Consider the following 26,278-nt stretch of genomic DNA (forward strand, 5'->3'; position numbering starts at 1 on the left):
TTTCACCTCTTCTAAAAATAAATTTCATTTAATTTAAAATCTAAATTGTTTTTATATTTATCTAAGAATTCACTTAACTTAGAACTTATTATTTGTATGCCTTTTTCTATTTCATCCTCATTTGTAGATGCTATATTTATCCTAAAAAACCTACTTTCTATTTCATTTTCAAAAAAGTGTCCTCCTGGCAAAATAAACACACCATAATTTGATAAGTAATCTCTAAAATCACAAGAAGAATATCCCCTAGGAAGACCTAAGAAAAAATTTATTCCTCCTTTTGGTTTTATATACTCTAATGGGCCTTTAAGATTATTTTCTATCAAATATTTGGCTTTGTCAAATCTTATTTTATAAATTTTTTCTAAGTTCATAAGGTGAGTTTTCCAATCAAAATATTTTATATAGTAATAAAGGGCTCCTTGAACTAACCCTGAGGTCGATATATCACTTGAATGCTTAGCAATAGAAAGCTTTGTGATAAGGTTAGATGGAACTTCCATAAAACCTATCCTTAATCCTGGCATAAGAAGTTTTGAAAAACTTTTTATGTATATAACTTTGTTATATTTGTCATAATGCCTTAATGTATAATTATCATCTGAATCAAATTTAAAATCGCTCAAAAAGTCATCTTCTATAATATAAAAATCATACTCTTTAGCAAGATCTATAATTTTTTCTTTTTTTTGCTTGCTATAAGATATTCCTGTTGGATTTTGATAGTTAGGCATTAAATATAGTAGTTTAGGCCTTAATTTTTCTAGCTTTTTCTTTAGTATTCCTATATCTATTCCATCTTCAAGCATAGGAATCTGAATTGCTTTAACTCCTTTAGTTTTAAACACCTCAATAGCTCCACTATAAGTTGGCATTTCAACAAACGCAAAATCTCCATAACTTAAGATAGCTTTACATATTAAGTCTATACCTTGCTGAGCTCCAGATATTATTTGTATCTTATTTATATGTGAGTATATTTTTAAATCTTTTAAATAATCGCAAATGGAACTTCTCAGTTTTAAATTTCCAAGTCCATCTTCATAATCAAATATCTTAGCCCCTTCTTTTTCTAAACACATATTTATAGCTTTTTTAAAATCTTCTATAGGAAAAATATCTAAAGATGGGGTTGCACTGTCAAATGTTATACCTTGCCTTTTGTAATCATGAATTTGATAACTTTCTTCTTTTTTCACTTCTTTTACATAACATCCACTTCCTGCAACTTTATATACATACCCTTCATATTCTAATAAATCATATGCCTTAACTATCGTACTAGTGTTAACACCTAATATTTTAGATAACTTTCTTATAGGAATAAGCTTTTGATTTTTCTTTAGTTTTCCTTGCTGTATCATATCCTTTATATTATTGTAGATTTGCAAATACTTAGGCAAATTATCATCTAATTTAAATTCTATATTTTCCAATTCTATCACCTATAATATTATAACAAAAAACCTTATCTTAATGTCAGTTTCATTAAGATAAGGTTTAAATTCTTAACCTTCTTGTATTAAAGTTTTTTCGTACATTTCGCATTTTTCCTTAAAACATATACCTCCTACGCAATGTATACAAGATACTACGCCACATTTTCTTCCTTCAAAGAATATATTTTCTATTTCAATATCATCTAAAACATCAACATCTTTTCTTATTAAATCTAGCATGCTAACCCCTCCTTATTTTTAAATTTATTTATCTTTATGATTATATTATATGTTCTTTCTTACAATATTATTATATGATTTTTTCATTTGTTTGTCAATTGAATTAAGGAATAAATCATTATTCATTTTTCACGGTTTTTTTCAAATTTTTGATTCCATTCTGCAATATCTAGTTTGTCCATATTCATGGATTTAATATATATTTTTAACTTTTGCATATGGTATACTTTATATATATATAATACGAGGAGGTTTAGTAATGTTTTTCGATTATCATGTACACTCTAATTTCTCATCTGATTGTAAAACTGATATGATTGACACTATAAATAAAGCTATTGAGCTTAATGTATCAGAAATTTGTTTTACTGATCACATAGACTACGATTATCCAGATGTGAGTATTGATTTTGATATAGATCTTGAAAAATATTTTGAAAGATTAAAACATCTATCTTCGAAATATAAAGATAATATTAAAATCAAAACTGGAATAGAGATAGGGCTTCAACCTCATATAATTGAAAAATGCAATGAAAGTATATCAAGCTTTCCTTTTGACTTTGTTATTTGCTCTATTCATACAGCTGAGAAAAAAGATCTTTATAACGGAGATTTATTCAAGGGAATTTCTCAACAACAAGCATATGAAAAATATTATCTTGATGTGTTAAATATAGTAAAAAATTTTGATAATTACTCTGTTGTTGGACATTTAGATATTATAAAAAGATATGGATCATTCCAAAGCCCTTTAAATGACTCTATTTTCGAAGATATATTAATAGAAATACTTAAAAATATAATAGACAAAGGTAAAGGAATTGAGGTAAATTCATCTGGTTTTAGGTATGGACTTAATAGCACCTCTCCAACAGTAGATATATTAAAATTATATAAAAAATTAGGTGGAACAATAATAACTACTGGATCTGATGCTCACTGTGTGCAGCATTTATGTTATAAATTTGATTATGTATACGAATTATTAAAAGAAATAGGTTTTAAATATGTATCTACCTTTACTAAAATGAAGCCTAATTTTATAAAAATAAGCTAGGAATTTCCCTAGCTTATTAATTTATTTATTTCAAAATAAAGCTTTTCTAAATCTATCGTTTTTAACTGTCTTTTTTCCATAAGTATCTTTCCATCAACAATAACAGTATCAACATCACTGCCTTGTGCTGAATAAACTATATTAGATACAGTATCGAAATTAGGATATAAATGAGGCTTGTTCATATCTATCATTACTAAATCCGCTTTATACCCTTCTCTTATGTTACCCATATTATCAATTCCAAATATATGCTTTCCATTTTGTGTTGCCATTTTCAAAACTTCACTAGCCTTTACTAGCATTGGATCCATATTGTATCCTTTATGAATCAAAGATGCTATATGCATTTCTTCTATAATATTTACATTGTTATTACTTGCACACCCATCAGTTCCTATTGTAACTATTCCTTGTTTTGCAATTATTTTATGAATAGGAGAAAATCCACTTGCAAGTTTTAGGTTTGAACTTGGGTTGTGTAAACATATAACTTTTTTATTTGAGATTATATCTATATCTTCATCATCTAAATGAACACAGTGGGCTGCCATAACCTTTATATCAAAATATCCTAATTCATCAAAATACTTAACAGGACTTACTCCATACTTTTCTATACTATAGTCGTATTCAGTTTTAGTTTCTGCTATATGAGTATGAATACTTACATTCAATTGTTTTGCAAGTTCTAGAGAATCTATTAAAAATTCTTTTGAGCATGTGTACATTGCGTGTGGAGCTATTGCAACTTGAATTCTTCCATTATCTAAATTGTGATATTTACTATAAACCTGTTTTATCTCTTGTTTTATATTTTCCGAAAGAATATCTCCATTTATACTAACTCCTATGCTAGCTCTTATTCCTGAATCATATGCTGCTTTACATACATTTTCAGATAAAAAATACATATCATTTATCCCAGTCGTTCCACATTTTATCATTTCAGCAAGTGTAAGAATAGATCCGTAATATATGTGCTCTTTAGTCAATGTTTTCTCTTTAGGGAATATATGGTTGTAAAGCCAATCCATCAAAGACGTATCCGATCCTACATTTCTAAGTAAACTCATCGGAAGATGTGTGTGTGAATTTATGAATCCTGGCAAAAGCAATTTGTTTTTACCATCTATTTCATAATCTGGGTTAAAATTTTCTAATTTTTTTTCGGAAATAAATTTTATAGTGTCATTTTCAATGCCAACAAAAACAGACTTTTTAACTTCAATTTCTTCATTATACTGAATTATATCTACGTCTTTTATTAAAATCTTCATGAAAACAACTCCCTTTCTTCTCATTGAATTTAAACAATTTTAAAACAAAATTCGTCTTTTTTCAACATGTAATATTTTTATTTTTTAAAGAATAAATTTAAACAGGAGGTGATGTATTGAAAATTCCGAATCTTTTATATTCAACAGTTGTTTTAACTGTATCTAATGTTTTTATAAGATTATTAGGATTTTTATATAAAATATTTCTATCTAATACCATGGGTACTCACTTTTTAGGACTTTTTCATTTAGTATTTCATTTTCTTACTATGTGTATATCTATCACCACAACAGGAATCCCTGTTGCTCTTAGTTGTTTAGTTTCTAAAGAAAAAGCTTTAGGAAATAAAAATTCAATGAATAATTTTTTAATATCTACTTTATATTTGTCTTTTATTATTTCTATTTTTATAAGTATAATTGTAATTTTAAACAGTAAATTTCTAAGCATTAAAATGCTTCATTCTGATAAATATCAAATAATAATATTATTAATAACTCCAGCTGTTTCATTGATAACTATATCTAATATTTTAAGGGGATATTTCTACGGATTAAAAAAAGTATGGATCTGTGCTATAGGTCAGCTCTTAGAACAAATTTTTAGAATTTTATTTGTTATATCTCTATTTTTATATATAAAAAATTCTAACACTTATATACTAATAGCTATTTTAGCTATTTCTTTAGGAGAAATAGTAAACATATTTTTTATAACTGTTAATCTTATAAACGAACACGATTTTAAAATGGATCATCATGTAAAGTTTACTGACTTTTTATCTAATATAAAAACAATAATAAAAATATCTTTTCCCATAACATTTAATAGAATATTTGTTGAGTTTATTAAGTTTTTTAACTCTATACTTATACCTAAAAAACTTGTTTTAAGCGGAATGTCTTATAATAAAGCTTTAAGTATGTATGGTATAATCTCTGGAATGGTCTTTCCATTTTTGTTTTTACCTTTTGTTATAATATCTGCACTAGTTATAAATTTAATTCCTAGTTTATCCCAAGAGCTACCTAAAAAAAATTATTCATTGATAAATAAAAAAATTAATTTTTCTTTAGCCTTATCACTTGTAATAGCTACATTGTCTTTTATCTTTTTTATATTATTCGGAGATAATGTTTGTAATTTTGTTTATAAAAATGAGCTTGCCGGTAGATATCTTCAAATTCTATCTATAGGTGGATTTTTTATGATATTAAATCACACACTTTCAGGAATCCTTCACGGCATAGGTAAAGAATATATGTCGACATTTAATAATATATTAGGACTTTTAATAGAATTAATTTGCATTTATACTTTAGTTCCTATAAAAAATATAAATATATATGGATTTATTTATGGATTTATACTATGTAATTTTGTAGTATGTATACTTCATTTAATAACTTTATATAACGAAAAAAAAAGATGGGTATATTAAAATCCATCTTTTTTTTCATGTATATCTGTAAAACCTACAAAAGATATTCCACAGCAATATGTTCCAAATGCTGCATCTAACCTGTATTTTTTAATATCCTCTTTGTTGTTTGTAACAAATTTATATCTTATTATATTTTCTTGAGTACTTTTATAATCTTCTTTTGGATTACTCCACGTTTTTCCATAATCTAAAGAATAACTGCTATAAATTTTATCCATCTGAATCCACATATTCCATAACACATTGTTTGTTTTTATAAGTGTTGGGAACGAGCAATTAGAATACTCGGATAAATATAAATTATTCATAACATTAAAAGAATTTTCAGTTAAATATCCACTCATATATCTTACAACTAGATTTTCGTTTACAAATTCAGACCATGTAATATTATACATATTTATTTCATCACACAATGCTGACAAATATATCTTTTTATTTGATGTATGTGTAATTTGAACAGGATTATTCCATATTTTTAAAGCTGTATTAAATCTACTCCAAAATATTTCTTCATTACCTTCTACATTATTAAAATAAAATATACTTACATTATCGTCTTTTTCAATTACTATAAATGGATTTATAATAGGATATACATATATTATATCTACATTATTTTCAATCTAATTATTTCCATCGTAATAGTGACTCGCTATATGCCATATTTTTCTATTGTTTGTATCTTGAACATAATACATTATATGAATATTTTTTTCATATTTTTTTATATATAAATTTTTCACTAAATATTTTTCATCATCATAATCGAACAAATTTTTGGTTATCAAATTAAAATTCTCATCTTCATACATATACACAACCTTTCCACCCTTACAACTAGCTATTCCATAAAATTTATCTTTCGTATCTATTTTTATACAATAATCATTTCCCAAAACATTTTCTAGAATTTTTCTTTCTTTTATAGTTTTATTAGTATATCTAAACTCTTTTATACACAGATTGCTATCTTTTATATAAAATAAAATCATATCTTCAAAGGAAAGATAAAGTGTGATATATTTATTAAAGTTAAATATACAGATGGAAAAATTGGCACTCTTAATGGTTCTATAATGACAGACTTAGAGAATATCCCTAAAGAATTCCTAACAGCTAACTTATGTATACCTTCAACTGCAGCAGCTATGAAGCCTTTTTTAGCAGAATTTTGTGCAGTTATATGTAACTTTGATGTAATAGGAGGAATAAATGGTTTTTCTCAAGAATGTCCTAAACCACATTCAGACGAAGAATCTCAAGTAAATAAATCAGTCAACTCATCTCAAAAAACTACAGATATAACATTTAATGGTATTCTTACTTTATGTATAACTTGCGAAAAGAAAGTTAAAGTTCCTGTTCAACTTTGTGTTTTATCTACAGGTTTTTGCGATCAAGGAGCTATACAACCAACAGTTTGTTCAGAATTCCCTAAATTATTCCCTGACCAAGTCAATATCATCAATTTCTCAAATGTACCTCGTTTTGATTGGCTAGAATCATTTACACCTAAAATATGAACTTTTCTATTTATTAAATCTTCATATGTATCAATAAATTTATTTTTAAATTCCTTTTTTATGTATCTAATATCTGAACTACCTTGGGTATAAGCTATGTCTGTTATTGTTTTTTCAAAAGAATGTTTATTTTTAATTTTTACATAGCTATTACAATATTTATATATAATTATAACTTCATCATTTATTTCAAATATTTTAAACTCTAAATCTGTACTACCTTCAATCAAGTTTATTTTCCAGTTTTTACATTCATGTATATCTTTATATGCATAATATGTGTTTTTTCCGTCTTCAGAATATATTATATGAATACATCTTTTAGAATCTATAAAAAAATTTTTTATCTTTATATTGTTGATTGTCAATCCTAAATTCAAGGGTAAACTCCATTGTTTCTTTAAGTCTGAATACACAAGTAGTGATAACTCAATTTTATCTCCTTTTTCTAGTTTCGATAATACAAATATATCATTCTCAACATTATCTATAAAATATGTATTTTCACCTTTTACTAGTGTTCTACTTTTTAAATAATCAATTTTCCAGTTTATATTATTTTTGTACAAGTGAACAATTTTGGAGGATTCACCTAACTTGCTTTCTAAAGTATAGAATATATGTGTATTTTCTTCTACACTTATTACTTTTATATAATCTACTAGGCTTATTTTCCCTAATCTTTTCAAAACTGTCTTGCTCCATCTATTATTAAAATATGTCAAATAGTATAGTTCTTCATCTGTTATGCATACAATATAAACATTGCCCCTGCAATCTATACTCACATCATAGTTTTTAACTCCAGTCATTAATATATTATTATCATCTTTAGAATTTATATATATACAATTATCTTCATAAAAAATGGTTGAAATATCATTATTATATCCATTTATAATAACTTTTTTATTCATAAACTATTCCCCTTTTTCGACTTGATAATAATATATATGTATCACAATAAATATATATTTAATTATTATGTCTTACCAATAAATCTTTAATATATTTTTTTATTTTTTTATAATACGAACTAATTCCTTTATTTTTTTGGCTTGCAAATAAAATTTGTATCTTTTCATTTAAATCATTGTAGTCCTTTTTTAAATTTTCTAAGTCTTGATAAAAAGAATATTTAATTTCGTCGACATCTTTATCAAGCTTATCTATCTTACGAAAGATATATTCCTTCGAAATAGTTTGTTCATAGTCCAAAATATCCAAATTTATCTCGCTTTCTTTTATTTGATATGACACATATTTAATCCATTCGATAAATTGTTCTCTATGTAGATCTTTTATATATTGTTTATATCCTTCATCTCGTTTAAGTAAATCTTTTTCAATATCCAAACCAGGAATTGATATGCACCTTTTATCATAGGTATATATGTTTTTTAGTCTTACATTTTCAAAAGATTTATATCTATTCCCTATATACACTGACTTTACTAGATCTAGATCTAAATCTCGAGCTACTACTTCTATATTTTCCCATAATTTTTTCCAATTTCAGTCTGTGCACAATATAATGTCTTATGATGTGTCCAAAATAACCTTATGTCATTACCTACCTGAATTAACATAGTATTGTAAACTCCATCATACATTTGTTTAAAATCAAGATGTCTATTCCAGTTTGAAATCAAACTGTCATCTACTTTTTTATATACATAATTTAGTGTTGTTGTAGTAGTCCAAAACAAATGTACATAATTATTAGAATCACACAGAATATTTATATTAGTAGTATCTAAATTTCTATCACTTATTTTTTCAGGAACAAGCCATCTTTTATAAACTTTATTAAACATTCTATAATAAAGTTGAATTTTGCTATTGTTATAAGCTCTATATATTAAATGTATATTGTTTTTACTATCAATATCAATTTTATATGAACTATACTCATCATATACAACTTCTCCTAATTTGTACTTTTCTAAATCAATATTATTAATAGAGTAATGAATTAAATTATAATTATTTGCTTTTATATTGAGAACAACTATAAATATATCTATGTTGAAGTTGTCAATACACATTTTTATACCATTAAATTTATTGTGTTGTATATCAAGCACCGTTAAAACATCTTTTTTTGTACCGCTATCTAAATACTGTAGATGTATTAGATTTCCATAAGAATTTATACATATTATATGAATTGTATCTTCGTTTATATCTGCACAAAAACATTCTACATTTTGTTCAATAATATAATTTTCTAATTTTTGTTCTTCCTTGATAATTTGCATATGTAAATTTTTATCATCTATATAAAATAAATATGTACTTTCATCTTTATTTACTATATATTTTTCTTCGTTCATGTGTAGCCCCCCACACAACCAAGCGTATATATAAATATATATTCTAAACTTTGAAATAATATTTTGTTTTTAAAAATATGACTTGTTCACAATTTAGTAGAGTATATAGATTTTTTTGCATTATAAAAAGAGACTCTATATAGAGTCTCTTTTAACCCGAGGTACCGTTAGCTCATCAAATTCACACCCAGGTTCACCTAGGTGGGTGCTCTGTCTACACCTTCTGACTTCCACATACCCTGTGTGGCTTGCCATCTAGTGTAGAACTCAAGCTCCCGTATACAATTTGTAGGTTGAATTTACATAAGCTTCTACGAATACCCCAGGACGAAATTCTTATTAACTTGTTTGTTATTATTATATACCAATTTCATTTCTTTTAAAACTGTTTTTACATTCCAATTTATAATTTTTTTACATACTTTTTACATTTATTCTTCGCTGCTATTACCAAGGAACTGACCTAGCATTTTCATATTTCCTAAGTTTTTTGAACTTAGTAAGCCTTCTCCATCATCTGATTGAATAAGGCTTTTTAAAAGAGATATTTTTTCTCTCATATCTAATGCTTTACTCAAAGTATCCTTTGTCTCTTTAGGAAAAACTTCTATCATTTCCTTTATCATCATATTTTTTTTATCTTTTTTATCCATACTTCTGAAAAATTCTATTTTATCAACACTTTCCTCATCTTGTTCTATATTATTTAACTTTCTTATCCTATGTACAAGTTCTAATATGTTTTCCGCTTTGCCCAAAAGTATTCTCTCTTCTTTATCTAAATATTTTTTACTTCTTGATAAAAGCTCTATGCTCCTTTCCATTGCGTCATCATCTAAATTTATGATTCCTCTAAATTTATTGTCTTTTTCATTTTTCAAATTACTATCCTTTAAAAGCAATACTGCTAATCCTAATAATATTATTTTTTCATCCAATACAAAACACCCCCTACTAAATAATATTATTCATTCTATATATTATGTTGTTTTTATAAAATCGGTTACTTTTTTAAGAATTATTTCATATACATATAAAAAGAGGAGGTGTCTTATGAAAGTAGACAAAGAAAAACTAAAATCAATAAAAGATAAATATCAGGGTAAATCTGAAGATGAGCTTTTAGAGGAGTTAAAAAAAATGAGCACTGGTAAAAATTCTGAGGATCAAGCTAAAATAATCGAAAAATTAAAAACTTTACTTAATGAAAACCAAAGAAAAAAATTAGATCAAATAATGAAAAAATTAAGTAAATAATCCCCTAAAATCAGGGGATTATTTTATTTTAATCTTTCATGAACTTGATTTAATATATTATCATTTATTTTTTTGCCTTCCTCTAAAATGTCTTGGCATTCTTTGTTCATATTGTTTACTAACTCCTGATCATCTATACCTAATAGGTTTACTTTAACATTTAAAATAGCTCCTTCAAGTCCAGAGTATACAAGAAGACTTCCAACTCCTAAATCAGTTATAGCATTTTGATTTCCATACTCTATAAAGTATTCCATTAACCTCAAAGCCTCAAGCGAAAGTTTCGCAGTTTTTAAAGGAACTTGCGTAGATTTTATAGTAGCTTGTTGTATAGCTTCTTTTCTTATTTTCTTTTCCTCTTCAGTTTCTTTAGGAAGTTTAAATGCTTTCATAACCTCATTAAAAGATTTTGTATCTTCATCTATAAGATTTAAAAACTCATCTCTAATATTTCCTAACTTTTCAAATCTTGATTTAAATTCTTCTTTTATAGCTTCATCTAAAGCTTCATATTTTTTCTTTCCAAAACTTAAATTTGCCATCATCCTAGATAAACTTACTCCTAAGTTTGATGAAAGAGCTGAAACAGATCCACCTCCTGGAGCTGGAGATGACGAATCAACTTGATCCGAAAAATCTTTAATTGTCAAATCAACTAACCTCATTTTTACCTCCTTAGTATATTACATTTCCTTTTTCTACAACAAGCTTACCTTCTTTATAAACTCTATACACATGATTTATTCCAAAATGATACATTATATAATCTATATTAGGAGCATCAAATATAACAAGGTCTGCTTTTTTACCTACTTCTATAGATCCTACTTCATCAGCTTTATCTATAGCAAAAGCTGCGTTTATTGTAACAGCAGTTAAAACTTCGCTTGGAGTCATTTTTAATCCTAAAGAACCTAGCTGCATTATTAATTGAATATTTTCAGTAGGACAACTTCCTGGATTATAATCAGTAGATAAAGATACAGCTACTCCTAAGTCTATCATTTTTCTGGCATTTGCATAGTTTTTCATTAAGTTAAAAGATGTTCCTGGCAATATGTTAGCTATTACATTGTTTTTTGCCATATCTTCCATTCCTTTTTCACTTGCTGCCATTAAATGATCTGCTGATATTGCTCCTAACTGTGCTGATAGTTCTGCTCCACCTAGCGATACTATTTCGTCTGCATGAATTTTTATTTTAAAACCTAGCTTTTTAGCTTCATTTAATATCCTTCTAGTTTGCTCTACACTAAATACATTATCTTCACAAAATACATCGCAAAATTCAGCTAACTTAAGCTCTTTAATCTTAGGGAGCATATTTATAACTTCATCTACATACTCATCTGGATTATCTTTATATTCTAAAGGAATAGCATGTGCTCCTAAAAATGTAGACACTATGTCTACTGGATGATCTTGGTTTAACTTTTGAGCTACCTTAAGCTGTTTTATTTCAGTATCTAACTCAAGGCCATATCCACTTTTTGCTTCAACTGTTGTAGTTCCATAAGAAAGCATTATATCTAAACTTTTCTTAGCCTTTTCATACAATTCATCAAAAGATGCATTTTTTGTTGCTTTTACAGTGCTTAATATTCCACCACCACTTTTTAATATATCAAGGTATGAAACCCCACTTAGTTTAAGAGCAAACTCATTTTCTCTAGAACCCCCATGAACTAAGTGAGTATGAGCATCTATAAGCCCAGGGGTTACAGTTAACCCCTTTGCATCATGTATTTGTGTATTACTATCTACTAACTTATCGTTAAAACCTTCTCCTAAATCTACAAATTTCCCATCTTTAATAGCTACATATGCATTTTTTAATATCTGTATATCTCTCATTTTTTCTTTTGTTCTAGGCTTATTATCGCCTCTCATAGTAACTAAATTTCCTATGTTTTTTATAATTAAATCAGCTTTCATTTTTCATCTACTCCATTAAACTAGTTTCTAATACTTTATCCATTGAGAACCCTTCAAGCCCTAAGTAATAACAAGCACAATCTACTAAAGCTTCCATAGGAACAAGACCTATTATTTCACTACCTAAAACAGGCACTCCATATCTTTTAGCTTCCATTTTTACTGTTTCAAAAACTCTGTATATAGCTGTTTTTGTATAATCTGTCAAATTCATTGTAACTTGAACTATACCCTTTTCTGGCATTTCAACAGCTCCTGCTTTACAATATCTAAATCCTCCACTTGAATGTCTTATTGCTTTTGCTATTTTATTTGCTATTTCGATATTTGTTGTTCCAAGGTTTATATTGTATGCAACTAAAGGCATTCTAGCTCCTACAGCTGTAACACCTGCTGTTGGGTGAATAGTATCAGGACCAAAATCTGGTTTCCAGTTAGGATCTTTTAATTTTTCTGGCATTCCCTCAAATTGTCCTTTTCTTATTGTAGCTAAATTTTCTCTTTCTGGTTTTGTAGCTGACTTTTCATATAAAAATACTGGTATATTATATCTTTCGCTTATTTCCTTTGCTACCTCTTTAGATAATTGTACTGCTTCTTCAACAGTCATATTTTTCACAGGAATAAACGGAACTACATCAGATGCTCCCATTCTTGAATGTTGTCCTGAATGTTTTGTCATATCTATTTCTTTAGTGGCAACCCCTATAGCCTCTACAACAGCATTTTTAACAGCTTCAGGCTCACCAAGAACTGTTACTACAACTCTATTATAATCCTTATCTGGTTCATAATTTATAAGTTTTACACCTTCTTTTCCTCTAAAAGGTTGAACTATTCTTTCAATTTTGTCTAAATCTCTACCTTCACTAAAATTTGGCACACATTGAACTACTTTTTTCATAAGAATACCCCTTTCACTATTTATTTTCAAGTGCTTTATCAACTAAGTCAGATACTAAACTATCACTTGCTATATATGGAAGAGTTATATGATCTTTACCTTTATTCATTTCATTATACTCCATACAAGTAGTTATAGAATTTTCATTTCTTGCCCAAGCACGTCTTGAAACTCCACACATAGTATCCCAAGGCATAGCTCTTTTTAGTATTTCATCTACTCTTTCACTTCCATCTAATACCATACCAAATCCACCATTTATAGACTTACCTATTCCTACTCCTCCACCATTATGAAGAGCTATTAAACTCATTCCTCTTGCAGCATTACCAGCAAAACAGTGAGTTGCCATTTCTGCCATTATATTACTTCCATCTTTGATATTTGAAGTTTCTCTAAAAGGTGAGTCAGTTCCTCCTGTATCATGATGATCTCTTCCAAGCATTACAGGTCCTATTTCTCCATTTCTTACCATTTCATTGAATTTAAGTGCTATTTTTGTTCTTCCCATAGCATCTTGGTAAAGTATTCTTGCTTGAGTACCTACAACTAGTTTGTTTTTATCAGCATCTTTTATCCATATATAATTGTCTCTATCTTGATATCTTCTATTTGGGTCGATACATTCCATAGCTGCTTTATCAGTCTTTAATAAATCTTCGTATTTACCACTTAAACATATCCATCTAAAAGGTCCATAACCGTAATCAAATAATTGAGGCCCTAAAATATCTTCAACATAAGATGGGAATATAAAACCATCTTTTTCATTTACTCCATTTTTAGCTATTTCCTTTACTCCTGCATCATATACAGCTTTCATAAAGCTATTTCCATAATCAAAGAAGTAAGTTCCTCTTTCATGTAAAGTTTTTATAAGTTCATAGTGACGAACAAGGGATCTATCTACTAATTGTTTGAATTTATTTTTATCTTGAGCTAGAAGTTGTGTTCTTTCTTCAAATGTTAATCCTTGAGGACAATAACCACCTTCATATACTGCATGACATGAAGTTTGATCTGATAAAAGATCTATGTGAACATTGTTTTCAACTGCATATTCTAAAAGATCAACTACATTTCCATAATATGCTATTGCACATTTTTCTTTTTTGTCCATATACTCCTTTGCAATTTCAAAAGCTTCTTTAGGACTTTGTACTATTTTACTTACCCATCCTTGTGAGTATCTAGTTTGAATTCTAGAATAATCTACTTCTGCTATTATTCCTACTCCGTTAGCTATTTCTATAGCTTTTCCTTGAGCACCACTCATTCCACCAAGACCTGAAGTTACAAATAATTTTCCGCTTAAATCACCATCTTCAGGTATACCTAGTACTAATCTTCCAGCATTTAATAAAGTATTATAAGTTCCATGAACTATACCTTGAGGACCTATATACATCCATCCTCCAGCAGTCATTTGTCCGTAGTTTGCAACACCTAAAGCTGATGCTCTATTAAAATTATCTAAATCATCAAACATTCCTATCATAAGCCCATTTGTTACTATAACTCTAGGTGCTTCAATACTAGATTTAAATAATCCAACAGGATGACCAGAGCTTATAACTAAAGTCTGTTCATTTGTCATTTCTTCTAGATATTTTTTTATTAATCTATATTGCATCCAGTTTTGACAAACCTGTCCTGTTTCTCCATATGTAACAAGTTCATATGGATAAAGGGCTATATCAAAATCTAAGTTATTATCTATCATAACTTGAAATGCTTTTCCTTCTATGCAATTTCCCTTATATTCATCTATAGGTTTTGCCTTTATATTTCCTTCTGGTCTAAATCTATATCCATATATTCTCCCTCTTGTTAAAAGTTCATCTAAAAATTCAGGTGCTAATGTTTCGTGTAGCTCTTCAGGTACATATCTTAATGCATTTTTAAGAGCAAGTTTTATTTCATCTTTTGTTAAATTTAACTCTCTTTTCGGAGCTCTTCTAATTCCTTCTACAAACTTTGGCATATCAGGTAAAGTATTATCAAGTTTTATAGTCATAGCTTTTGATATATCGATATTTGATATCATATTTTCCCCTCCCTAGTTTAAAGTTCCTATAACTTTTTCTATTTCCTTAACTAACATATTAGATCTAACTATTTCTTCGCATTTATTTATTTCTTTATACATAACTATATCATCTTTTATTGTATCGGTATGTTTTCTAACTATCTCATATGCGATTTTACTTCCTTCACCTAACCCTTTGTTTCCCGCTAAATCTATTGCTTGACAAGCTGCTAGTATTTCCATGGCAATAACAGATCTAGTATTTTCAAGTATTTCTCTTGCTTTTCTAGCTGCTATTGTTCCCATAGAAACATGATCTTCTTGATTTGCAGAAGAAGGTATAGAATCTACAGAAGCAGGGTGAGCTAATACTTTGTTTTCTGAAACTAATGAAGCTGCAGAGTATTGAACTATCATAAATCCAGAGTTAATTCCTCCATTTTGAGTTAAAAATGCTGGAAGATTACTTAGCGCTGGATTAACTAATCTTTCTAATCTTCTTTCAGAAACGTTTGCAAGCTCTGCAATAGCTATACCTAAAAAGTCAAAACTTAGTGCCATAGGCTGACCGTGGAAGTTTCCTCCTGATATAATTTGACTTTCATCAGGAAATATTAATGGGTTGTCTGTAGCTGAATTTATTTCTATATTTATTTTTTCTTTTACATATTCAATTGCATCTTTGCTTGCTCCGTGAATTTGAGGTATACATCTTAACACATATGCATCTTGAACTCTAATTTGCCCCTGCTCAGTTGTCATATTACTTCCTTGAAGAATTCTTAGCATATTCTTAGCTGTATTAATTTGCCCCTTGTGAGGCCTTACTCTATGTACTTTTTCATCAAATGCTGTAACAATACCATTTAGAGCTTCCATAGTAAGCGATGCAGCTATATCTGCTATTTTCGAAAGATTAATAGCGTCATAAACAGTTAAAGCTCCTACTGCTGTCATTGCCTGTGTTCCATTTATTAATGCAAGTCCTTCCTTTGATGTAAGATCTATAGGTGAAATTCCTGCCCTTTGTAAAGCTTCTTTTCCACTTAATCTTTCACCTTCATACATAGCTTCTCCTTCACCTATCATAACAAGCACCATATGTGATAAAGGAGCTAAATCCCCAGATGATCCTAAAGATCCTTTTTCTGGTATTATAGGATGAACACGTTTATTTAACATCTGTATTAAAGTATTTAATGTTTGAAGTCTAACTCCTGAGTTTCCTTTTGAAAGTGCATTTATCCTAAGTAGCATAATAGCCCTTACTATATCCTCAGGAAAACAATTTCCAACGCCACACGCGTGACTTATTATTAAATTTCTCTGAAGCATTTTTGTTTCTTCTTTTGATATTGTTACATCAGAAAATTTTCCAAACCCTGTTGTAATTCCGTATACTATCTTTTCTTCTTGTACTAGTTTGTCTACAAGGTATCTTGATTTTTCAACGTTTTTTATGGCCTCATCTGATAACTCTACTTGGTAATAATCTCTAGATACTTTTACAATATCTTCAATAGTTAGATCATTACCTGTTATTATTACTTTATTCATAGCTATCCCCCTGTATTAAATGGTTGTTAATTTTAAATATTCTATATTTTTCGTATTTTTCCTTCAAGTCAATTACAATTTAATACGAACAAAAAAAAGAAGCAGGAAATCCCTACCTCTTTTTGACACTTTGTCTTTCTACCAATTCATATGGTAGATATGTATGTTTATCTTCTATTTCTTCACCATCTATCATTTTTACTATCATTCTTATAGAAACTGCTCCCATATCATATATAGGTTGCTTTACAGTAGTAAGGCTTGGTCTATATAAAGATGCCAATTTTATATCATCAAATCCCACTACGGATATATCATCAGGAACCTTATAGCCTTTATCTAAAATACAGTTTATAGCACCTATTGCAACTTCATCGCTTGTTGCAAATATAGCATCTGGTTTTTTTATATTTAGTATTTCATTCATAAGATAATATCCAGATTCGCTTGTTGTATCGCCTTCTTTTATTATTTCATTATCTATTTGTATGTTATTATCTTCTAGTGCATCTTTATAACCTTTAAATCTTTCAGAATCTATTATATCATCTTCTATCGAAGATCTTATAAAACCTATTTGTCTATGACCTTTTTCTATTAGATACTTAGTCATCTCATACGCTGCAGTTTTGTTATCTATACTTACGGAATAAACATCAAAATTATGAGCATTCTTACTTATATATACTGAAGGTAGATTTCCTTCTTTTATTGCATCTACATGTTCCTGACTCATTTTCCATGTTACAAATATTATTCCAGCAACTTGTTTTGATTTTAGTAGGTTTATATATTTTAATTCTTCTTCTATCTCTCCATAACTATTACAAAGAAGAATGTCGTATTCATATATTTTTCCAACCTCTTCTATTCCGTTCAGAAGTTCTCCTATGAAAAAGTTTGATATATCTGGAACAATTACACCTATTAGCTGGCTTTTCTTTGTAACTAAGCTTCTAGCTACAGGGTTTGGAACATATCCTGTTTCTTTTATCACAGACATTACTCTTTGTCTTATTTCATTACTTACAGGCTTTGAATTGTTTATAACTCTAGATACTGTTGATATAGATACTCCTGCTCTTTTTGCAACATCTTTTATTGTAACTGACATTATCTCACTCCTTTCTTATGTAAATCTTTTCCTTAATCAAGTTGTTATATTCCCTTAATTGTCAAAAATTAATTATATCACTAATATAAATAAAATAAAAGAATTTTTATTCATTTTTGATATTTTCATATGCAAAAAGGGCCTTTTCAGCCCCTTTTTCTAGCAATCTCCTAACTCTTCACAGCTGCATAGTATTAATAGTATAATTAAGAATGGAATCCAATCTTCTAAGCATATATCGTCTAGACAATCTTGGAATACTAAGAATAAGAAAAATAATACTATTATCCACCAACCATCAAAGTTTTTGAAGAAATGACTCATATTCTTACCTCCTAACTAATACTTAATATTAGCAGTCAAATACATCACAGCAGCATACTATTAGTAATATAATTAGGAATGGAATCCAGTCTTCTAAGCATATGTCGTCTAGACAATCTTGGAATACTAAGAAAAGAATAAATAGAACTATTATCCACCAATTTTCAAAATCCTTTAAAAATCCACAACCCATAATGTAACCTCCTTGATAAGTAAGTTTTTGGAAGGTAAACCTTCTTTAATTTATACTATGCAGATATATATAAATGTGTTATATGTGCTCTTATATTTTTATTTTTTTATTTTAAAGGGGCTAATTAGCCCCCATTTTTTAGCATCCTCCTAAATCATCACAGCTGCATATAATTAATAGTATGATTAAGAATGGGATCCAGTCTTCCATGCATATATCATCTAGTGTATCTTCAAATACTAAGAATAAGAAAAATAGTACTATTATCCACCACTCGTCAAGACCTTTAAATTTCTTTTTTTTGCAACTCATAATTTGACCTCCTTATTAATTTTTAGAAGGTATCCCTTCTTCTTTATAATATGAATATCATCTATAATGTGTTATAAAAAATTTAAAGGGCTTTTCAGCCCTTTTTACTAACAGCAATCTCCTAGTTCATCACAGCTGCATAGAATTAGTAATATAATTAAGAATGGGATCCAATCTTCAATGGATATATCTGTACAATCTTGGAACGCTAAGAATAAGAATAATAGTACTATTATCCACCAGCCATCAAAATCTTTAAAGAACTTAGGTTTACAACTCATAATCTGACCTCCTCATACCTTAACTTTAATTTGAACGCTACACTTTATGTGTAGCTTCTGATATATACTATGCAAAAGCAGTTTTAAGTGTTAAAGGTTTAAAAACTTTTTTTAAAAAAGAAAGGGAAGCAAATTAGCTTCCCTTTTTAATCATCACAACCTAAGAGCAATATAACTATTAACAATATCCATATAAAATTGCTATCATCACAACAAAACTTACCTATATTACATTTATTTCCACAACATAAAAACAATAGAATTATTATTAGTATTAAAAGTTCATTGTCGTCATCACAAAACAAGCCGCCTCTTAAAAAATTAAGCTTATCTAACATATATCTACCTCCTACTTTATATTTAGCCACTGCTATTTTTTATAATATGTAGGAGCATTAATATATGTTACTCTAATAAATGTACTTTTAAGCAATCTTTTTATTTCAGTTTCCGACAAGTTGTTATATTCGTTATATTTATTTATATAAAAATTTATATATTCTTTATCATCTATGTTTTCAAACAGCATTGTCAAATACCTAAGTGAGTCTATTCTTAAAGTAAAGTAATTGTTTAGTATACTAGGTCTTTTTGTATTCTTAAATCCATTTTTTATATTTTCAACTCTATTTATATACTCTTTTGAATTATCTTTGTTTACTAAATTTTTATTATAATCATCTACTATAAAATTGATTTCTCTATTATATGCTCTTATTTCATTTATCGAACTTAATATAGAATTTTGAGAAAAACCTAATAATAAAAAAAACAACAATATATATAGCATAAAAAGACTTATAGTTTTTTTCATTTTTCTCCTCCTTTGTCCTATTACACTATATATATATTCAATTTGTCCATGATTATTACTAGCTAAATAAATTGAAAAATTTTTAGTTATAAATTTATATTTTTTTGATAAAAATATCTTATGTTAGAATTTAAGTATATTTTTAGAAAAATTTTGAAAAAATAATTGAAAAATTTATCAACATATATTAAACTACAATTAAATTTAAGCTATAGTTTAGGGAGGTAATACATAATGTTTGAAAGAGTAAGAGAAATAATCGCTGAACAACTTGGTATTGAAGATGTTGAATCTATTACAAGAAGTACTTCTTTAATGAATGATTTAGAAGCAGATTCTTTAGATGCTGTTGAAATAATTATGGCTCTTGAAGATGAATTTGATGTTGAAATTCCAGATGAAGAAGCAGAGAAGTTTAAAAATATAGGAGATATATGTGATTATATTCAAAGCAATAAATAAGAGGGTAAACACCCTCTTATCTATTTTTCTTCATAAAATTTAACATTTTTTATTATAATATCTATACTTCCATCAGAATTTTTCTTTGTTTGGTATTTAAAATAATCTTCAAATTCTTCTAAGTTAGCTTTTATTTCAAATCCTGTATCTGTTTTTATAGTTTTTGTTTTAAGCTTTTTGCTTACCCACTTTTTGTCTATATTAAAACTTTCTTCTTGTATTCCCTCATCAGACATGTAATTTATAAAACTTTCCTTTAAGATATCATCATCAGTTACTTTGCATATAAATTCTTGTATATCTACTTTTTCACTGTCTTTTAATGTTTGGGTTAAGTTTTCTCTAAACACCTGTGCAAGTTCAATCTCATCTTGAAGACTAGATTGTATCCATTTTTCTGATGAACTTTTAAATATTTTAGTTTTATCCTTGTCATCTAAGACTATTTGACATTTTAAAAAATTTGATAAAAAGAAATTTTCTTCTGATCCTTCTTTTATAGCATCTTTATCTAAAACTATAAGATCATACTCATCATTTTTTCCTGATAGTCCTACAAAAGCACATCTTTTAAGTCTTTGAGATAAACTAGGTAGGGCTACTTCATTTTCTACTATCTTAATTTTAAATTTGTCTTCTACAAATTCTATAAAATGCGTATATGCCTTTTTATAGTCTAAAGCTAGGATTGCCAAGTAATAATTTTCTTCTATTGAATACAGGCATATAGCTAAATCACATGATGTAGAATTTTTGCTTTTGTTTATAGATTCAAATAGTCTTATAGCTATTTGTTTTGAATTTTCTAAAAAGGTAGTGTTGTCATATATTATTTCTTCACAAAGATTTTTTATTGTATCGTCTAAAAATTTTGCTTTTTTATTATCATCATCTTTTAATCCTCTTTTTATATGTTTTTCAAAAAATATACTAACTTGCTCGTCTATTTCTCCTTCAAAATCATTTAAAATAGGAGTAGGATTATTTTTATCCAATACATGAATTACAAATTTATGTATTTGCATTATATCACTTCCTTAATTTATTTATTAAATTTTGCATATCATCTGGTATTTGTGCTGTAATGTGTATTTTTTCTTTTGTTCTAGGCTGTAAAAATTCAAGCTCTATAGCATGAAGAGCTTGTCTTTTTATTAAATCTTCATCAACATAACCGTAAAGCTCATCTCCTATTATAGGATATCCTATATAACTTAGATGAACTCTTATTTGATGTGTTCTTCCTGTCTCAAGTAAAAGCTCAACAATTGTAGAATCTTTTAATCTTTGTACTGTTTTTAAATGAGTTATGCTCTTTTGCCCTCTTTCATCTACACTTCTTAATATACTATCGTCAGTTTCCCTATATATAGGAGCATTTATAGTTTTAAAATCTTCTTTTACAACGCCTTTTACAACTGCTAGATATTTTTTTGTAACTTTATTTTGTTTCATATCTTCAGACAATATATGGTGAGCATAAGAATTTTTGGCTACTATTAAAAGTCCTGAAGTATTCATATCTAATCTATTTACAAATCTTATCCTAACATTTTCTCCTTTTGTTTTAAAGTAGTAAGCTAATGCATTTGCAATAGTATTGTTTGGATGACTTTTTGTTGGATGAACAACTATATTAGAAGGCTTATTTATCACTAAAATATCAAAGTCTTCATATAATATCTGAATATCTATGTTCTCAGGCTCAAAGTTGCTACTTTCCTCAATAATTTGTATTTTTATTATATCATTATCTTTTAATATATAATCGTATCTTTGAAACTGGTTATTTACAAATATACTTTTATCTTTTTTTAACTTAGATAAAAATCTTATAGACATATTAAGTTCATCTACAAGAACTTGTTTTAAAGTTTTTCCTCCTTGCTTTACTTTATATACTATCAAATCATGTTTTTGCTCATTTTTTACCAACAAAATTTTACACCTTCCTCTTAGTAAACTTATCAAAAGTATTATATTATTTATATTTTTAATAAGCAAGCTATTTGATTTTTGTTTTGTGATATAATATATTTATGGTAGGTAACAAGGAGAGATTTTTATGAAAAAAATAATAAATATAACATATAACGATTACTCAGAATCTATCGAAACTGCTAAGAAACTAAAAGAAAAACTGACCAAACTAGGCTTTTATGTTCCAGATACTTTCAGCTACGATGCACAACTTATAATTTGTATAGGTGGCGATGGGTCTTTTCTAAAAACTGTAAGAGAATTTGGATTTCCTGATATTCCTATAGTTGGAATTAATACTGGTCACTTAGGTTTTTTTCAAGATATCCAAACACATGAAATAGATGAATTTATAAATGCGTATATAAATAACGAATATTTTATACAATACATAAACCCCATAGAAGCTTCTATATGCACACGAAAAAGCTGTATAGAAACTCTTGGTATAAATGAAATAGTTATAAAAGGAGATAAATCTCGAACTGTTCACCTTAATATAAGCGTAGATAATAATTTTATAGAAAGATTCAGTGGAGATGGAGTTTTAATATCTACTCCTGTAGGATCTACTGCTTATAACTACTCTGCTGGTGGTAGTATAGTTGATCCTAAACTTAAATTAATGCAAATAACTCCACTAGCCCCTATAAATACAAATGCTTATAGATCTTTTACTTCTAGTATAATTCTTTCTAGTGATTCTATAGTTGAAGTTTCCCCTGAATACAGGTTTGAAAACTCTATTCTTATAGTTACTGATGGAATAGAATATAGATTTAATGAAATTGTAAAAATAGTTATTCAAACTTCTGAAATAAGTGTTAAGTTGCTCAAACTTAAAAACGGAGAATTTTGGAGTAAAGTAGCTGAAAAATTTTTATAATAGGAGGAATTAGTATGAAAATAGGAGTAATGAGTGATACTCATGGAAGTTTAAAGTATTTTGAAAAAGCTTTAGATGTACTAAAAGATTGCGATTATATACTTCATGGAGGAGATATACTATATCACGGGCCTAGAAATCCACTTCCAGATGGATATGCTCCTTTAGATCTTTCAAAGAAAATAAATTCTCTAAATAACATAATATTTACTTGTGGTAACTGCGACAGTGATGTTGACCAAATGGTTATAAATCACCCTATCCAAACTCCTTATGTGTTTTTACAATTTGAAAACTTAAAAATATTTATGTGTCATGGATATAAAAAAGATAAAAATGAATTTATTCAAATGGCAAAAAACTATAACGCTGATATTTTTATATCTGGCCACACTCACATAAAAGAGCTTTATAAAGATGAAAATCTAGTTGTTTTAAATCCAGGAAGTACATCTATTCCTAAAGATGACTCCCACTCTGTTGCAATAATTGAAAACAATACTATTAATTTAATAGATATAAATTCATTAGAAACTATAAATACCTTAAGTATAAAATAAGAGCCTTTTGGCTCTTATTTATATTCTTCTTCTTTATCTTTTATCTGTTCATATACACTATCTAGTTCTTTTTTGTGTATATCTAGTATTTTATTTAATAGATTTTCCATTTCTTCTCTGCAGTCTATAAATTCAAACTTTATTTCCCAGGCTGGATTATATTTATCATGTATTTCTTTTACTGATACATTAATCTCTTGAAAAACATCTACATCATAGTAGTCGAAAATTGCAGAAAATTCCCAATCACTCACATTTTTATCAGTTGTAACTATTAAATGTACTACTTCTTTACCATCTTCGTCTACTACATATATATTTTCTACAAGATTTGTATTTATAGAATATACTTCTCTTTCTTTATATAAAAACCCTGTATCTTTTTCTTTTTCCATAAGTACTAACTTAAAGTTTTCCACAAAATCCTCTCCTTATTCTTCATCAAAGTAAGAATTATAGTGTTCTAAAACTCTTTCAAATTCTTCTTCATCTTCTATAACAACATACTTTTCTTTTCCATCTTCTACGATTTTTTTATATACATAAGCATCTTCATCATCTTGGTTTTGTGCAAATAAACAATATGTTTCTCCTTCTACCTCTAAAGTTTCTATTAACTCTAACTCTATTTTTTCTCCTTGTTCATCTAAAAAAACTAACTTATCTGCCATTTTTTATCCTCCTTTAATTTTAATATTCTACATCTAAAAGATATAATCCCTTCGCAGATGCAGTAGGCCCTGCTAGTGATCTATCTTTTTTTTCAAGTATATATTTTACATCTTCTGGTTTTTTTATAGAAAGTCCCACTTCTATTAAAGTTCCTACTATAATCCTAACCATATTATGTAAAAATCCATTTCCATGAATAGTTATATAAATTAAACAATCTTCCTTTTGAATATCTATAGAATATATTGTTCTTATACTAGATTTTTTCTGTGATTTACTCGATTTAAAACTTGAAAAATCATGCTCTCCTATCAAAAAAGAAGCCCCTTGTCTCATTAGTTGTATATCTAACTGCTTATCTATATGCTCGTAATATTTCCTGAAAAATGGATTATGATATTTGTCATTCCATATCTTATATACATATTTCTTTGATTTTGCATTATATCGTGAATGAAATCTTTCATTTACTTCTTCTATATCAAACACAACAATATCTTCTGGAAGGTACTTGTACATATAATCTAGCATACTTTGAAGTGACATAGTAGTGCTTGTTTTAAAATTTGCAACCTGACAGATTGCATGAACTCCTGCATCTGTTCTTCCTGATCCTATTAATTCTATATTTTCTCCAGTCATTTTAGACAAAACATTTTCTATTTTTGTCTGTATAGTCATATCCGTTTTTCCAAGTTTTTGCCATCCCTTGTATCTAGATCCATCATATTTGATGCTAAGTTTTATATTTCTCATGTAATGCTCCTTTTCTATTAATTGTCATTAGTTATTTTATTATTATATAAACTATTTATCAAGTATCATTAACTATAAATCTTTTTTATTTTCAAATAACTGTTTTTAGCATCTTCGTATCCTAACTCGTATAATTCTTTAAGTTTTGATTTATTTTTATTTACTATCCCCATTTTTATATTTTTACTTGGTTTTATTACGACAGCTTTTTTTTCTTTTTCTAAGTCATTTATATAATCTATAGTTTCATTGTTTATTCTATGCATATTAAGAATATGGTCAGTAATTTTTATTTGTCTTTCACACATTTTATAAACAGCTCTTTTTATGTTATTAGGTTTTCTCATATACCTTGAGTCAGTTAAAACAACTACATTTAAATCATTTCCATCTTGTATTGATTTTTTTATTGGTATGGGATCAGATATTCCACCATCTATTAATTTCATATCTAAAAAATCAACAGGATCTGTTATAAATGGTATACTACTAGAAGCCTTTATAATAGTAAATATGTCTTGACAATCATCTTTATCAAAGTATACAGGTTTACCTGTATCACAATCAGTTGTTACTATTAAAAATTTATCTTTTGAGTTTTTGAATGTCTCAAGATCAAATGGGTTTAAGCTTTTAGGTATTTCACCAAATATAAAATCCATTCCCAATACACTTTTTCTTTTGAGTATATTAGCATAATTTATATATCTTGGATCATCTATGTAGTCTAGATACATTCTCTTTGCAAGTCCCATCTGCCTTGATATATACATACTACCATTACAAGCTCCTGCTGAAACCCCTATTGTATATGGAAAATAAATGCCTTTTTCCATAAAAAAATCCAATACTCCTGATGTATATATTCCTCTCATTCCCCCACCTTGTAAAACTAATCCTATACCATTCATAACCT

At 27.6% G+C, this 26,278-nt stretch carries 33 protein-coding genes and 1 other RNA gene; 6 read left to right on the forward strand and 28 right to left on the reverse strand.

Annotated elements, in window-relative coordinates; translation table 11 throughout:
- Positions 1 to 11: 11 nt before the first annotated feature.
- Both pdxR and JWYL7_RS10570 read right to left on the reverse strand, forming a co-directional pair.
- The gene (gene pdxR, locus JWYL7_RS06470; protein WP_066070637.1) at positions 12 to 1,445 is read right to left on the reverse strand and encodes a MocR-like pyridoxine biosynthesis transcription factor PdxR; all 1,434 of its coding nucleotides are present in this window, start codon (positions 1,443 to 1,445) and stop codon (positions 12 to 14) included.
- 63 nt (positions 1,446 to 1,508) lie between these two features.
- Positions 1,509 to 1,679 carry a hypothetical protein gene (locus JWYL7_RS10570; RefSeq protein ID WP_161937488.1) on the reverse strand — a complete coding sequence of 57 codons (171 nt, stop codon included), beginning with the start codon at positions 1,677 to 1,679 and terminating at the stop codon, positions 1,509 to 1,511.
- Between the two features lie 259 nt (positions 1,680 to 1,938).
- Between JWYL7_RS10570 and JWYL7_RS06475 the strand changes: the two genes are divergently transcribed.
- Complete coding sequence (locus JWYL7_RS06475) at positions 1,939 to 2,739, forward strand: histidinol-phosphatase HisJ family protein (protein WP_066070640.1); 801 nt, start codon at positions 1,939 to 1,941, stop codon at positions 2,737 to 2,739.
- 8 nt (positions 2,740 to 2,747) lie between these two features.
- Here JWYL7_RS06475 and JWYL7_RS06480 read toward each other — a convergent pair whose 3' ends face one another.
- Entirely contained in the window at positions 2,748 to 4,019 is a 1,272-nt protein-coding gene (locus tag JWYL7_RS06480; protein WP_066070642.1) for an amidohydrolase, read from the reverse strand.
- Positions 4,020 to 4,135: 116 nt separating this feature from the next.
- Here JWYL7_RS06480 and JWYL7_RS06485 point away from each other — a divergent pair, with 116 nt between their 5' ends.
- Positions 4,136 to 5,461: an oligosaccharide flippase family protein gene (locus JWYL7_RS06485; RefSeq protein WP_066070645.1), complete on the forward strand. Its 1,326-nt coding sequence runs from the start codon at positions 4,136 to 4,138 to the stop codon at positions 5,459 to 5,461.
- Here JWYL7_RS06485 and JWYL7_RS06490 read toward each other — a convergent pair.
- From JWYL7_RS06490 to JWYL7_RS06520, 7 genes are all read right to left on the reverse strand, one after another.
- A complete protein-coding gene (locus JWYL7_RS06490) occupies positions 5,458 to 5,880 on the reverse strand; it encodes a hypothetical protein (RefSeq protein ID WP_153011568.1) in 423 nt (140 codons plus the stop codon). The genes JWYL7_RS06485 and JWYL7_RS06490 overlap by 4 nt on opposite strands.
- Before the next feature lie 210 nt (positions 5,881 to 6,090).
- A complete protein-coding gene (locus JWYL7_RS06495; protein ID WP_066070651.1) occupies positions 6,091 to 6,459 on the reverse strand; it encodes a hypothetical protein in 369 nt (122 codons plus the stop codon).
- Between the two features lie 404 nt (positions 6,460 to 6,863).
- A complete protein-coding gene (locus JWYL7_RS06500; RefSeq protein WP_066070654.1) occupies positions 6,864 to 7,907 on the reverse strand; it encodes a hypothetical protein in 1,044 nt (347 codons plus the stop codon).
- A gap of 58 nt (positions 7,908 to 7,965) precedes the next feature.
- Positions 7,966 to 8,436, reverse strand: coding sequence for a hypothetical protein (locus JWYL7_RS06505; RefSeq protein ID WP_153011569.1), 471 nt, complete (start codon positions 8,434 to 8,436; stop codon positions 7,966 to 7,968).
- A gap of 41 nt (positions 8,437 to 8,477) precedes the next feature.
- Positions 8,478 to 9,326 (reverse strand): hypothetical protein, encoded by an 849-nt coding sequence (locus JWYL7_RS06510; protein WP_066070659.1) that lies wholly within the window; start codon positions 9,324 to 9,326, stop codon positions 8,478 to 8,480.
- Between the two features lie 149 nt (positions 9,327 to 9,475).
- Positions 9,476 to 9,658: non-coding RNA, 6S RNA (ssrS, locus tag JWYL7_RS06515), on the reverse strand.
- 99 nt (positions 9,659 to 9,757) lie between these two features.
- On the reverse strand, positions 9,758 to 10,264 hold the full coding sequence (locus JWYL7_RS06520) for a hypothetical protein (protein WP_066070662.1): 507 nt from the start codon (positions 10,262 to 10,264) through the stop codon (positions 9,758 to 9,760).
- A 115-nt stretch (positions 10,265 to 10,379) separates the two neighbouring features.
- Here JWYL7_RS06520 and JWYL7_RS06525 point away from each other — a divergent pair, with 115 nt between their 5' ends.
- Positions 10,380 to 10,583 carry a hypothetical protein gene (locus JWYL7_RS06525; RefSeq protein WP_066070667.1) on the forward strand — a complete coding sequence of 68 codons (204 nt, stop codon included), beginning with the start codon at positions 10,380 to 10,382 and terminating at the stop codon, positions 10,581 to 10,583.
- Positions 10,584 to 10,606: 23 nt separating this feature from the next.
- Here the strand turns inward: JWYL7_RS06525 and JWYL7_RS06530 are convergent, their stop codons facing one another.
- The 12 genes from JWYL7_RS06530 to JWYL7_RS06565 form a co-directional block, all read right to left on the reverse strand.
- A complete protein-coding gene (locus tag JWYL7_RS06530) occupies positions 10,607 to 11,248 on the reverse strand; it encodes a cyclodeaminase/cyclohydrolase family protein (protein ID WP_066070670.1) in 642 nt (213 codons plus the stop codon).
- A 10-nt stretch (positions 11,249 to 11,258) separates the two neighbouring features.
- Entirely contained in the window at positions 11,259 to 12,518 is a 1,260-nt protein-coding gene (hutI, locus tag JWYL7_RS06535; protein WP_066070673.1) for an imidazolonepropionase, read from the reverse strand.
- A 7-nt stretch (positions 12,519 to 12,525) separates the two neighbouring features.
- Positions 12,526 to 13,422: a glutamate formimidoyltransferase gene (gene ftcD, locus JWYL7_RS06540; protein WP_066070676.1), complete on the reverse strand. Its 897-nt coding sequence runs from the start codon at positions 13,420 to 13,422 to the stop codon at positions 12,526 to 12,528.
- Positions 13,423 to 13,438: 16 nt separating this feature from the next.
- Positions 13,439 to 15,469, reverse strand: a complete 2,031-nt coding sequence (gene hutU / locus JWYL7_RS06545; protein ID WP_066070679.1) for a urocanate hydratase — start codon at positions 15,467 to 15,469, stop codon at positions 13,439 to 13,441.
- Positions 15,470 to 15,481: 12 nt separating this feature from the next.
- Complete coding sequence (gene hutH, locus JWYL7_RS06550) at positions 15,482 to 17,008, reverse strand: histidine ammonia-lyase (RefSeq protein WP_066070682.1); 1,527 nt, start codon at positions 17,006 to 17,008, stop codon at positions 15,482 to 15,484.
- A gap of 112 nt (positions 17,009 to 17,120) precedes the next feature.
- Positions 17,121 to 18,122 (reverse strand): LacI family DNA-binding transcriptional regulator, encoded by a 1,002-nt coding sequence (locus tag JWYL7_RS06555; RefSeq protein WP_066070685.1) that lies wholly within the window; start codon positions 18,120 to 18,122, stop codon positions 17,121 to 17,123.
- 159 nt (positions 18,123 to 18,281) lie between these two features.
- Positions 18,282 to 18,446 (reverse strand): hypothetical protein, encoded by a 165-nt coding sequence (locus JWYL7_RS10680; protein ID WP_169794325.1) that lies wholly within the window; start codon positions 18,444 to 18,446, stop codon positions 18,282 to 18,284.
- Between the two features lie 28 nt (positions 18,447 to 18,474).
- Positions 18,475 to 18,639 (reverse strand): hypothetical protein, encoded by a 165-nt coding sequence (locus tag JWYL7_RS10685; RefSeq protein WP_169794326.1) that lies wholly within the window; start codon positions 18,637 to 18,639, stop codon positions 18,475 to 18,477.
- 138 nt (positions 18,640 to 18,777) lie between these two features.
- Positions 18,778 to 18,951, reverse strand: coding sequence for a hypothetical protein (locus tag JWYL7_RS10690; protein WP_169794327.1), 174 nt, complete (start codon positions 18,949 to 18,951; stop codon positions 18,778 to 18,780).
- 107 nt (positions 18,952 to 19,058) lie between these two features.
- Positions 19,059 to 19,232, reverse strand: a complete 174-nt coding sequence (locus JWYL7_RS10695; protein WP_169794328.1) for a hypothetical protein — start codon at positions 19,230 to 19,232, stop codon at positions 19,059 to 19,061.
- 146 nt (positions 19,233 to 19,378) lie between these two features.
- On the reverse strand, positions 19,379 to 19,570 hold the full coding sequence (locus tag JWYL7_RS06560) for a hypothetical protein (RefSeq protein WP_066070688.1): 192 nt from the start codon (positions 19,568 to 19,570) through the stop codon (positions 19,379 to 19,381).
- 32 nt (positions 19,571 to 19,602) lie between these two features.
- Entirely contained in the window at positions 19,603 to 20,046 is a 444-nt protein-coding gene (locus tag JWYL7_RS06565; protein WP_066070691.1) for a hypothetical protein, read from the reverse strand.
- Between the two features lie 234 nt (positions 20,047 to 20,280).
- Between JWYL7_RS06565 and acpP the strand changes: the two genes are divergently transcribed.
- Positions 20,281 to 20,508, forward strand: coding sequence for an acyl carrier protein (gene acpP / locus JWYL7_RS06570; protein WP_066070694.1), 228 nt, complete (start codon positions 20,281 to 20,283; stop codon positions 20,506 to 20,508).
- 20 nt (positions 20,509 to 20,528) lie between these two features.
- On the opposite strand, the gene JWYL7_RS06575 is transcribed toward acpP, so the two are convergent.
- Together JWYL7_RS06575 and JWYL7_RS06580 are read right to left on the reverse strand one after the other, a co-directional pair.
- On the reverse strand, positions 20,529 to 21,533 hold the full coding sequence (locus JWYL7_RS06575) for a nucleoid-associated protein (protein WP_066070697.1): 1,005 nt from the start codon (positions 21,531 to 21,533) through the stop codon (positions 20,529 to 20,531).
- 4 nt (positions 21,534 to 21,537) lie between these two features.
- Positions 21,538 to 22,446, reverse strand: coding sequence for an RluA family pseudouridine synthase (locus JWYL7_RS06580; protein ID WP_066070702.1), 909 nt, complete (start codon positions 22,444 to 22,446; stop codon positions 21,538 to 21,540).
- 127 nt (positions 22,447 to 22,573) lie between these two features.
- On the opposite strand from JWYL7_RS06580, the gene JWYL7_RS06585 reads away from it, so the two are divergent.
- A complete protein-coding gene (locus tag JWYL7_RS06585) occupies positions 22,574 to 23,374 on the forward strand; it encodes an NAD(+)/NADH kinase (protein ID WP_066070705.1) in 801 nt (266 codons plus the stop codon).
- Positions 23,375 to 23,388: 14 nt separating this feature from the next.
- On the forward strand, positions 23,389 to 23,934 hold the full coding sequence (gene yfcE, locus JWYL7_RS06590) for a phosphodiesterase (RefSeq protein WP_066070708.1): 546 nt from the start codon (positions 23,389 to 23,391) through the stop codon (positions 23,932 to 23,934).
- A 14-nt stretch (positions 23,935 to 23,948) separates the two neighbouring features.
- On the opposite strand, the gene JWYL7_RS06595 is transcribed toward yfcE, so the two are convergent.
- The 4 genes from JWYL7_RS06595 to JWYL7_RS06610 form a co-directional block, all read right to left on the reverse strand.
- Entirely contained in the window at positions 23,949 to 24,353 is a 405-nt protein-coding gene (locus tag JWYL7_RS06595) for a DUF6762 family protein (RefSeq protein WP_066070711.1), read from the reverse strand.
- A 12-nt stretch (positions 24,354 to 24,365) separates the two neighbouring features.
- Entirely contained in the window at positions 24,366 to 24,605 is a 240-nt protein-coding gene (locus JWYL7_RS06600; protein WP_066070715.1) for a DUF1292 domain-containing protein, read from the reverse strand.
- A 19-nt stretch (positions 24,606 to 24,624) separates the two neighbouring features.
- Positions 24,625 to 25,362, reverse strand: a complete 738-nt coding sequence (gene truA, locus JWYL7_RS06605; RefSeq protein WP_066070718.1) for a tRNA pseudouridine(38-40) synthase TruA — start codon at positions 25,360 to 25,362, stop codon at positions 24,625 to 24,627.
- 68 nt (positions 25,363 to 25,430) lie between these two features.
- On the reverse strand, positions 25,431 to 26,273 hold the full coding sequence (locus JWYL7_RS06610; protein WP_066070721.1) for a patatin-like phospholipase family protein: 843 nt from the start codon (positions 26,271 to 26,273) through the stop codon (positions 25,431 to 25,433).
- Between the last annotated feature and the right edge of the window lie 5 nt (positions 26,274 to 26,278).

This window comes from Alkalithermobacter thermoalcaliphilus JW-YL-7 = DSM 7308, assembly GCA_001584565.1.
Lineage (GTDB): Bacteria > Bacillota > Clostridia > Peptostreptococcales > Peptostreptococcaceae > Alkalithermobacter > Alkalithermobacter thermoalcaliphilus.

Coding starts and splice junctions, on each gene's coding strand:
- JWYL7_RS06480 (WP_066070642.1), bottom strand. CDS start 4,019: ATGAAGATTTTAATAAAAGACGTAGATATAATTCAGTATAATGAAGAA.
- JWYL7_RS06525 (WP_066070667.1), top strand. CDS start 10,380: ATGAAAGTAGACAAAGAAAAACTAAAATCAATAAAAGATAAATATCAG.
- hutH (WP_066070682.1), bottom strand. CDS start 17,008: ATGAATAAAGTAATAATAACAGGTAATGATCTAACTATTGAAGATATT.
- JWYL7_RS06475 (WP_066070640.1), top strand. CDS start 1,939: ATGTTTTTCGATTATCATGTACACTCTAATTTCTCATCTGATTGTAAA.
- JWYL7_RS06575 (WP_066070697.1), bottom strand. CDS start 21,533: ATGCAAATACATAAATTTGTAATTCATGTATTGGATAAAAATAATCCT.
- ftcD (WP_066070676.1), bottom strand. CDS start 13,422: ATGAAAAAAGTAGTTCAATGTGTGCCAAATTTTAGTGAAGGTAGAGAT.
- truA (WP_066070718.1), bottom strand. CDS start 25,362: ATGAGAAATATAAAACTTAGCATCAAATATGATGGATCTAGATACAAG.
- JWYL7_RS06530 (WP_066070670.1), bottom strand. CDS start 11,248: ATGAGGTTAGTTGATTTGACAATTAAAGATTTTTCGGATCAAGTTGAT.
- yfcE (WP_066070708.1), top strand. CDS start 23,389: ATGAAAATAGGAGTAATGAGTGATACTCATGGAAGTTTAAAGTATTTT.
- acpP (WP_066070694.1), top strand. CDS start 20,281: ATGTTTGAAAGAGTAAGAGAAATAATCGCTGAACAACTTGGTATTGAA.
- JWYL7_RS06495 (WP_066070651.1), bottom strand. CDS start 6,459: ATGATTTTATTTTATATAAAAGATAGCAATCTGTGTATAAAAGAGTTT.
- JWYL7_RS06585 (WP_066070705.1), top strand. CDS start 22,574: ATGAAAAAAATAATAAATATAACATATAACGATTACTCAGAATCTATC.
- hutU (WP_066070679.1), bottom strand. CDS start 15,469: ATGATATCAAATATCGATATATCAAAAGCTATGACTATAAAACTTGAT.
- JWYL7_RS10680 (WP_169794325.1), bottom strand. CDS start 18,446: ATGAGTCATTTCTTCAAAAACTTTGATGGTTGGTGGATAATAGTATTA.
- JWYL7_RS10570 (WP_161937488.1), bottom strand. CDS start 1,679: ATGCTAGATTTAATAAGAAAAGATGTTGATGTTTTAGATGATATTGAA.
- JWYL7_RS06610 (WP_066070721.1), bottom strand. CDS start 26,273: ATGAATGGTATAGGATTAGTTTTACAAGGTGGGGGAATGAGAGGAATA.
- JWYL7_RS10685 (WP_169794326.1), bottom strand. CDS start 18,639: ATGGGTTGTGGATTTTTAAAGGATTTTGAAAATTGGTGGATAATAGTT.
- JWYL7_RS10690 (WP_169794327.1), bottom strand. CDS start 18,951: ATGAGTTGCAAAAAAAAGAAATTTAAAGGTCTTGACGAGTGGTGGATA.
- JWYL7_RS06600 (WP_066070715.1), bottom strand. CDS start 24,605: ATGGCAGATAAGTTAGTTTTTTTAGATGAACAAGGAGAAAAAATAGAG.
- JWYL7_RS06555 (WP_066070685.1), bottom strand. CDS start 18,122: ATGTCAGTTACAATAAAAGATGTTGCAAAAAGAGCAGGAGTATCTATA.
- JWYL7_RS06565 (WP_066070691.1), bottom strand. CDS start 20,046: ATGAAAAAAACTATAAGTCTTTTTATGCTATATATATTGTTGTTTTTT.
- JWYL7_RS06510 (WP_066070659.1), bottom strand. CDS start 9,326: ATGAACGAAGAAAAATATATAGTAAATAAAGATGAAAGTACATATTTA.
- JWYL7_RS10695 (WP_169794328.1), bottom strand. CDS start 19,232: ATGAGTTGTAAACCTAAGTTCTTTAAAGATTTTGATGGCTGGTGGATA.
- JWYL7_RS06500 (WP_066070654.1), bottom strand. CDS start 7,907: ATGAATAAAAAAGTTATTATAAATGGATATAATAATGATATTTCAACC.
- JWYL7_RS06560 (WP_066070688.1), bottom strand. CDS start 19,570: ATGTTAGATAAGCTTAATTTTTTAAGAGGCGGCTTGTTTTGTGATGAC.
- hutI (WP_066070673.1), bottom strand. CDS start 12,518: ATGAAAGCTGATTTAATTATAAAAAACATAGGAAATTTAGTTACTATG.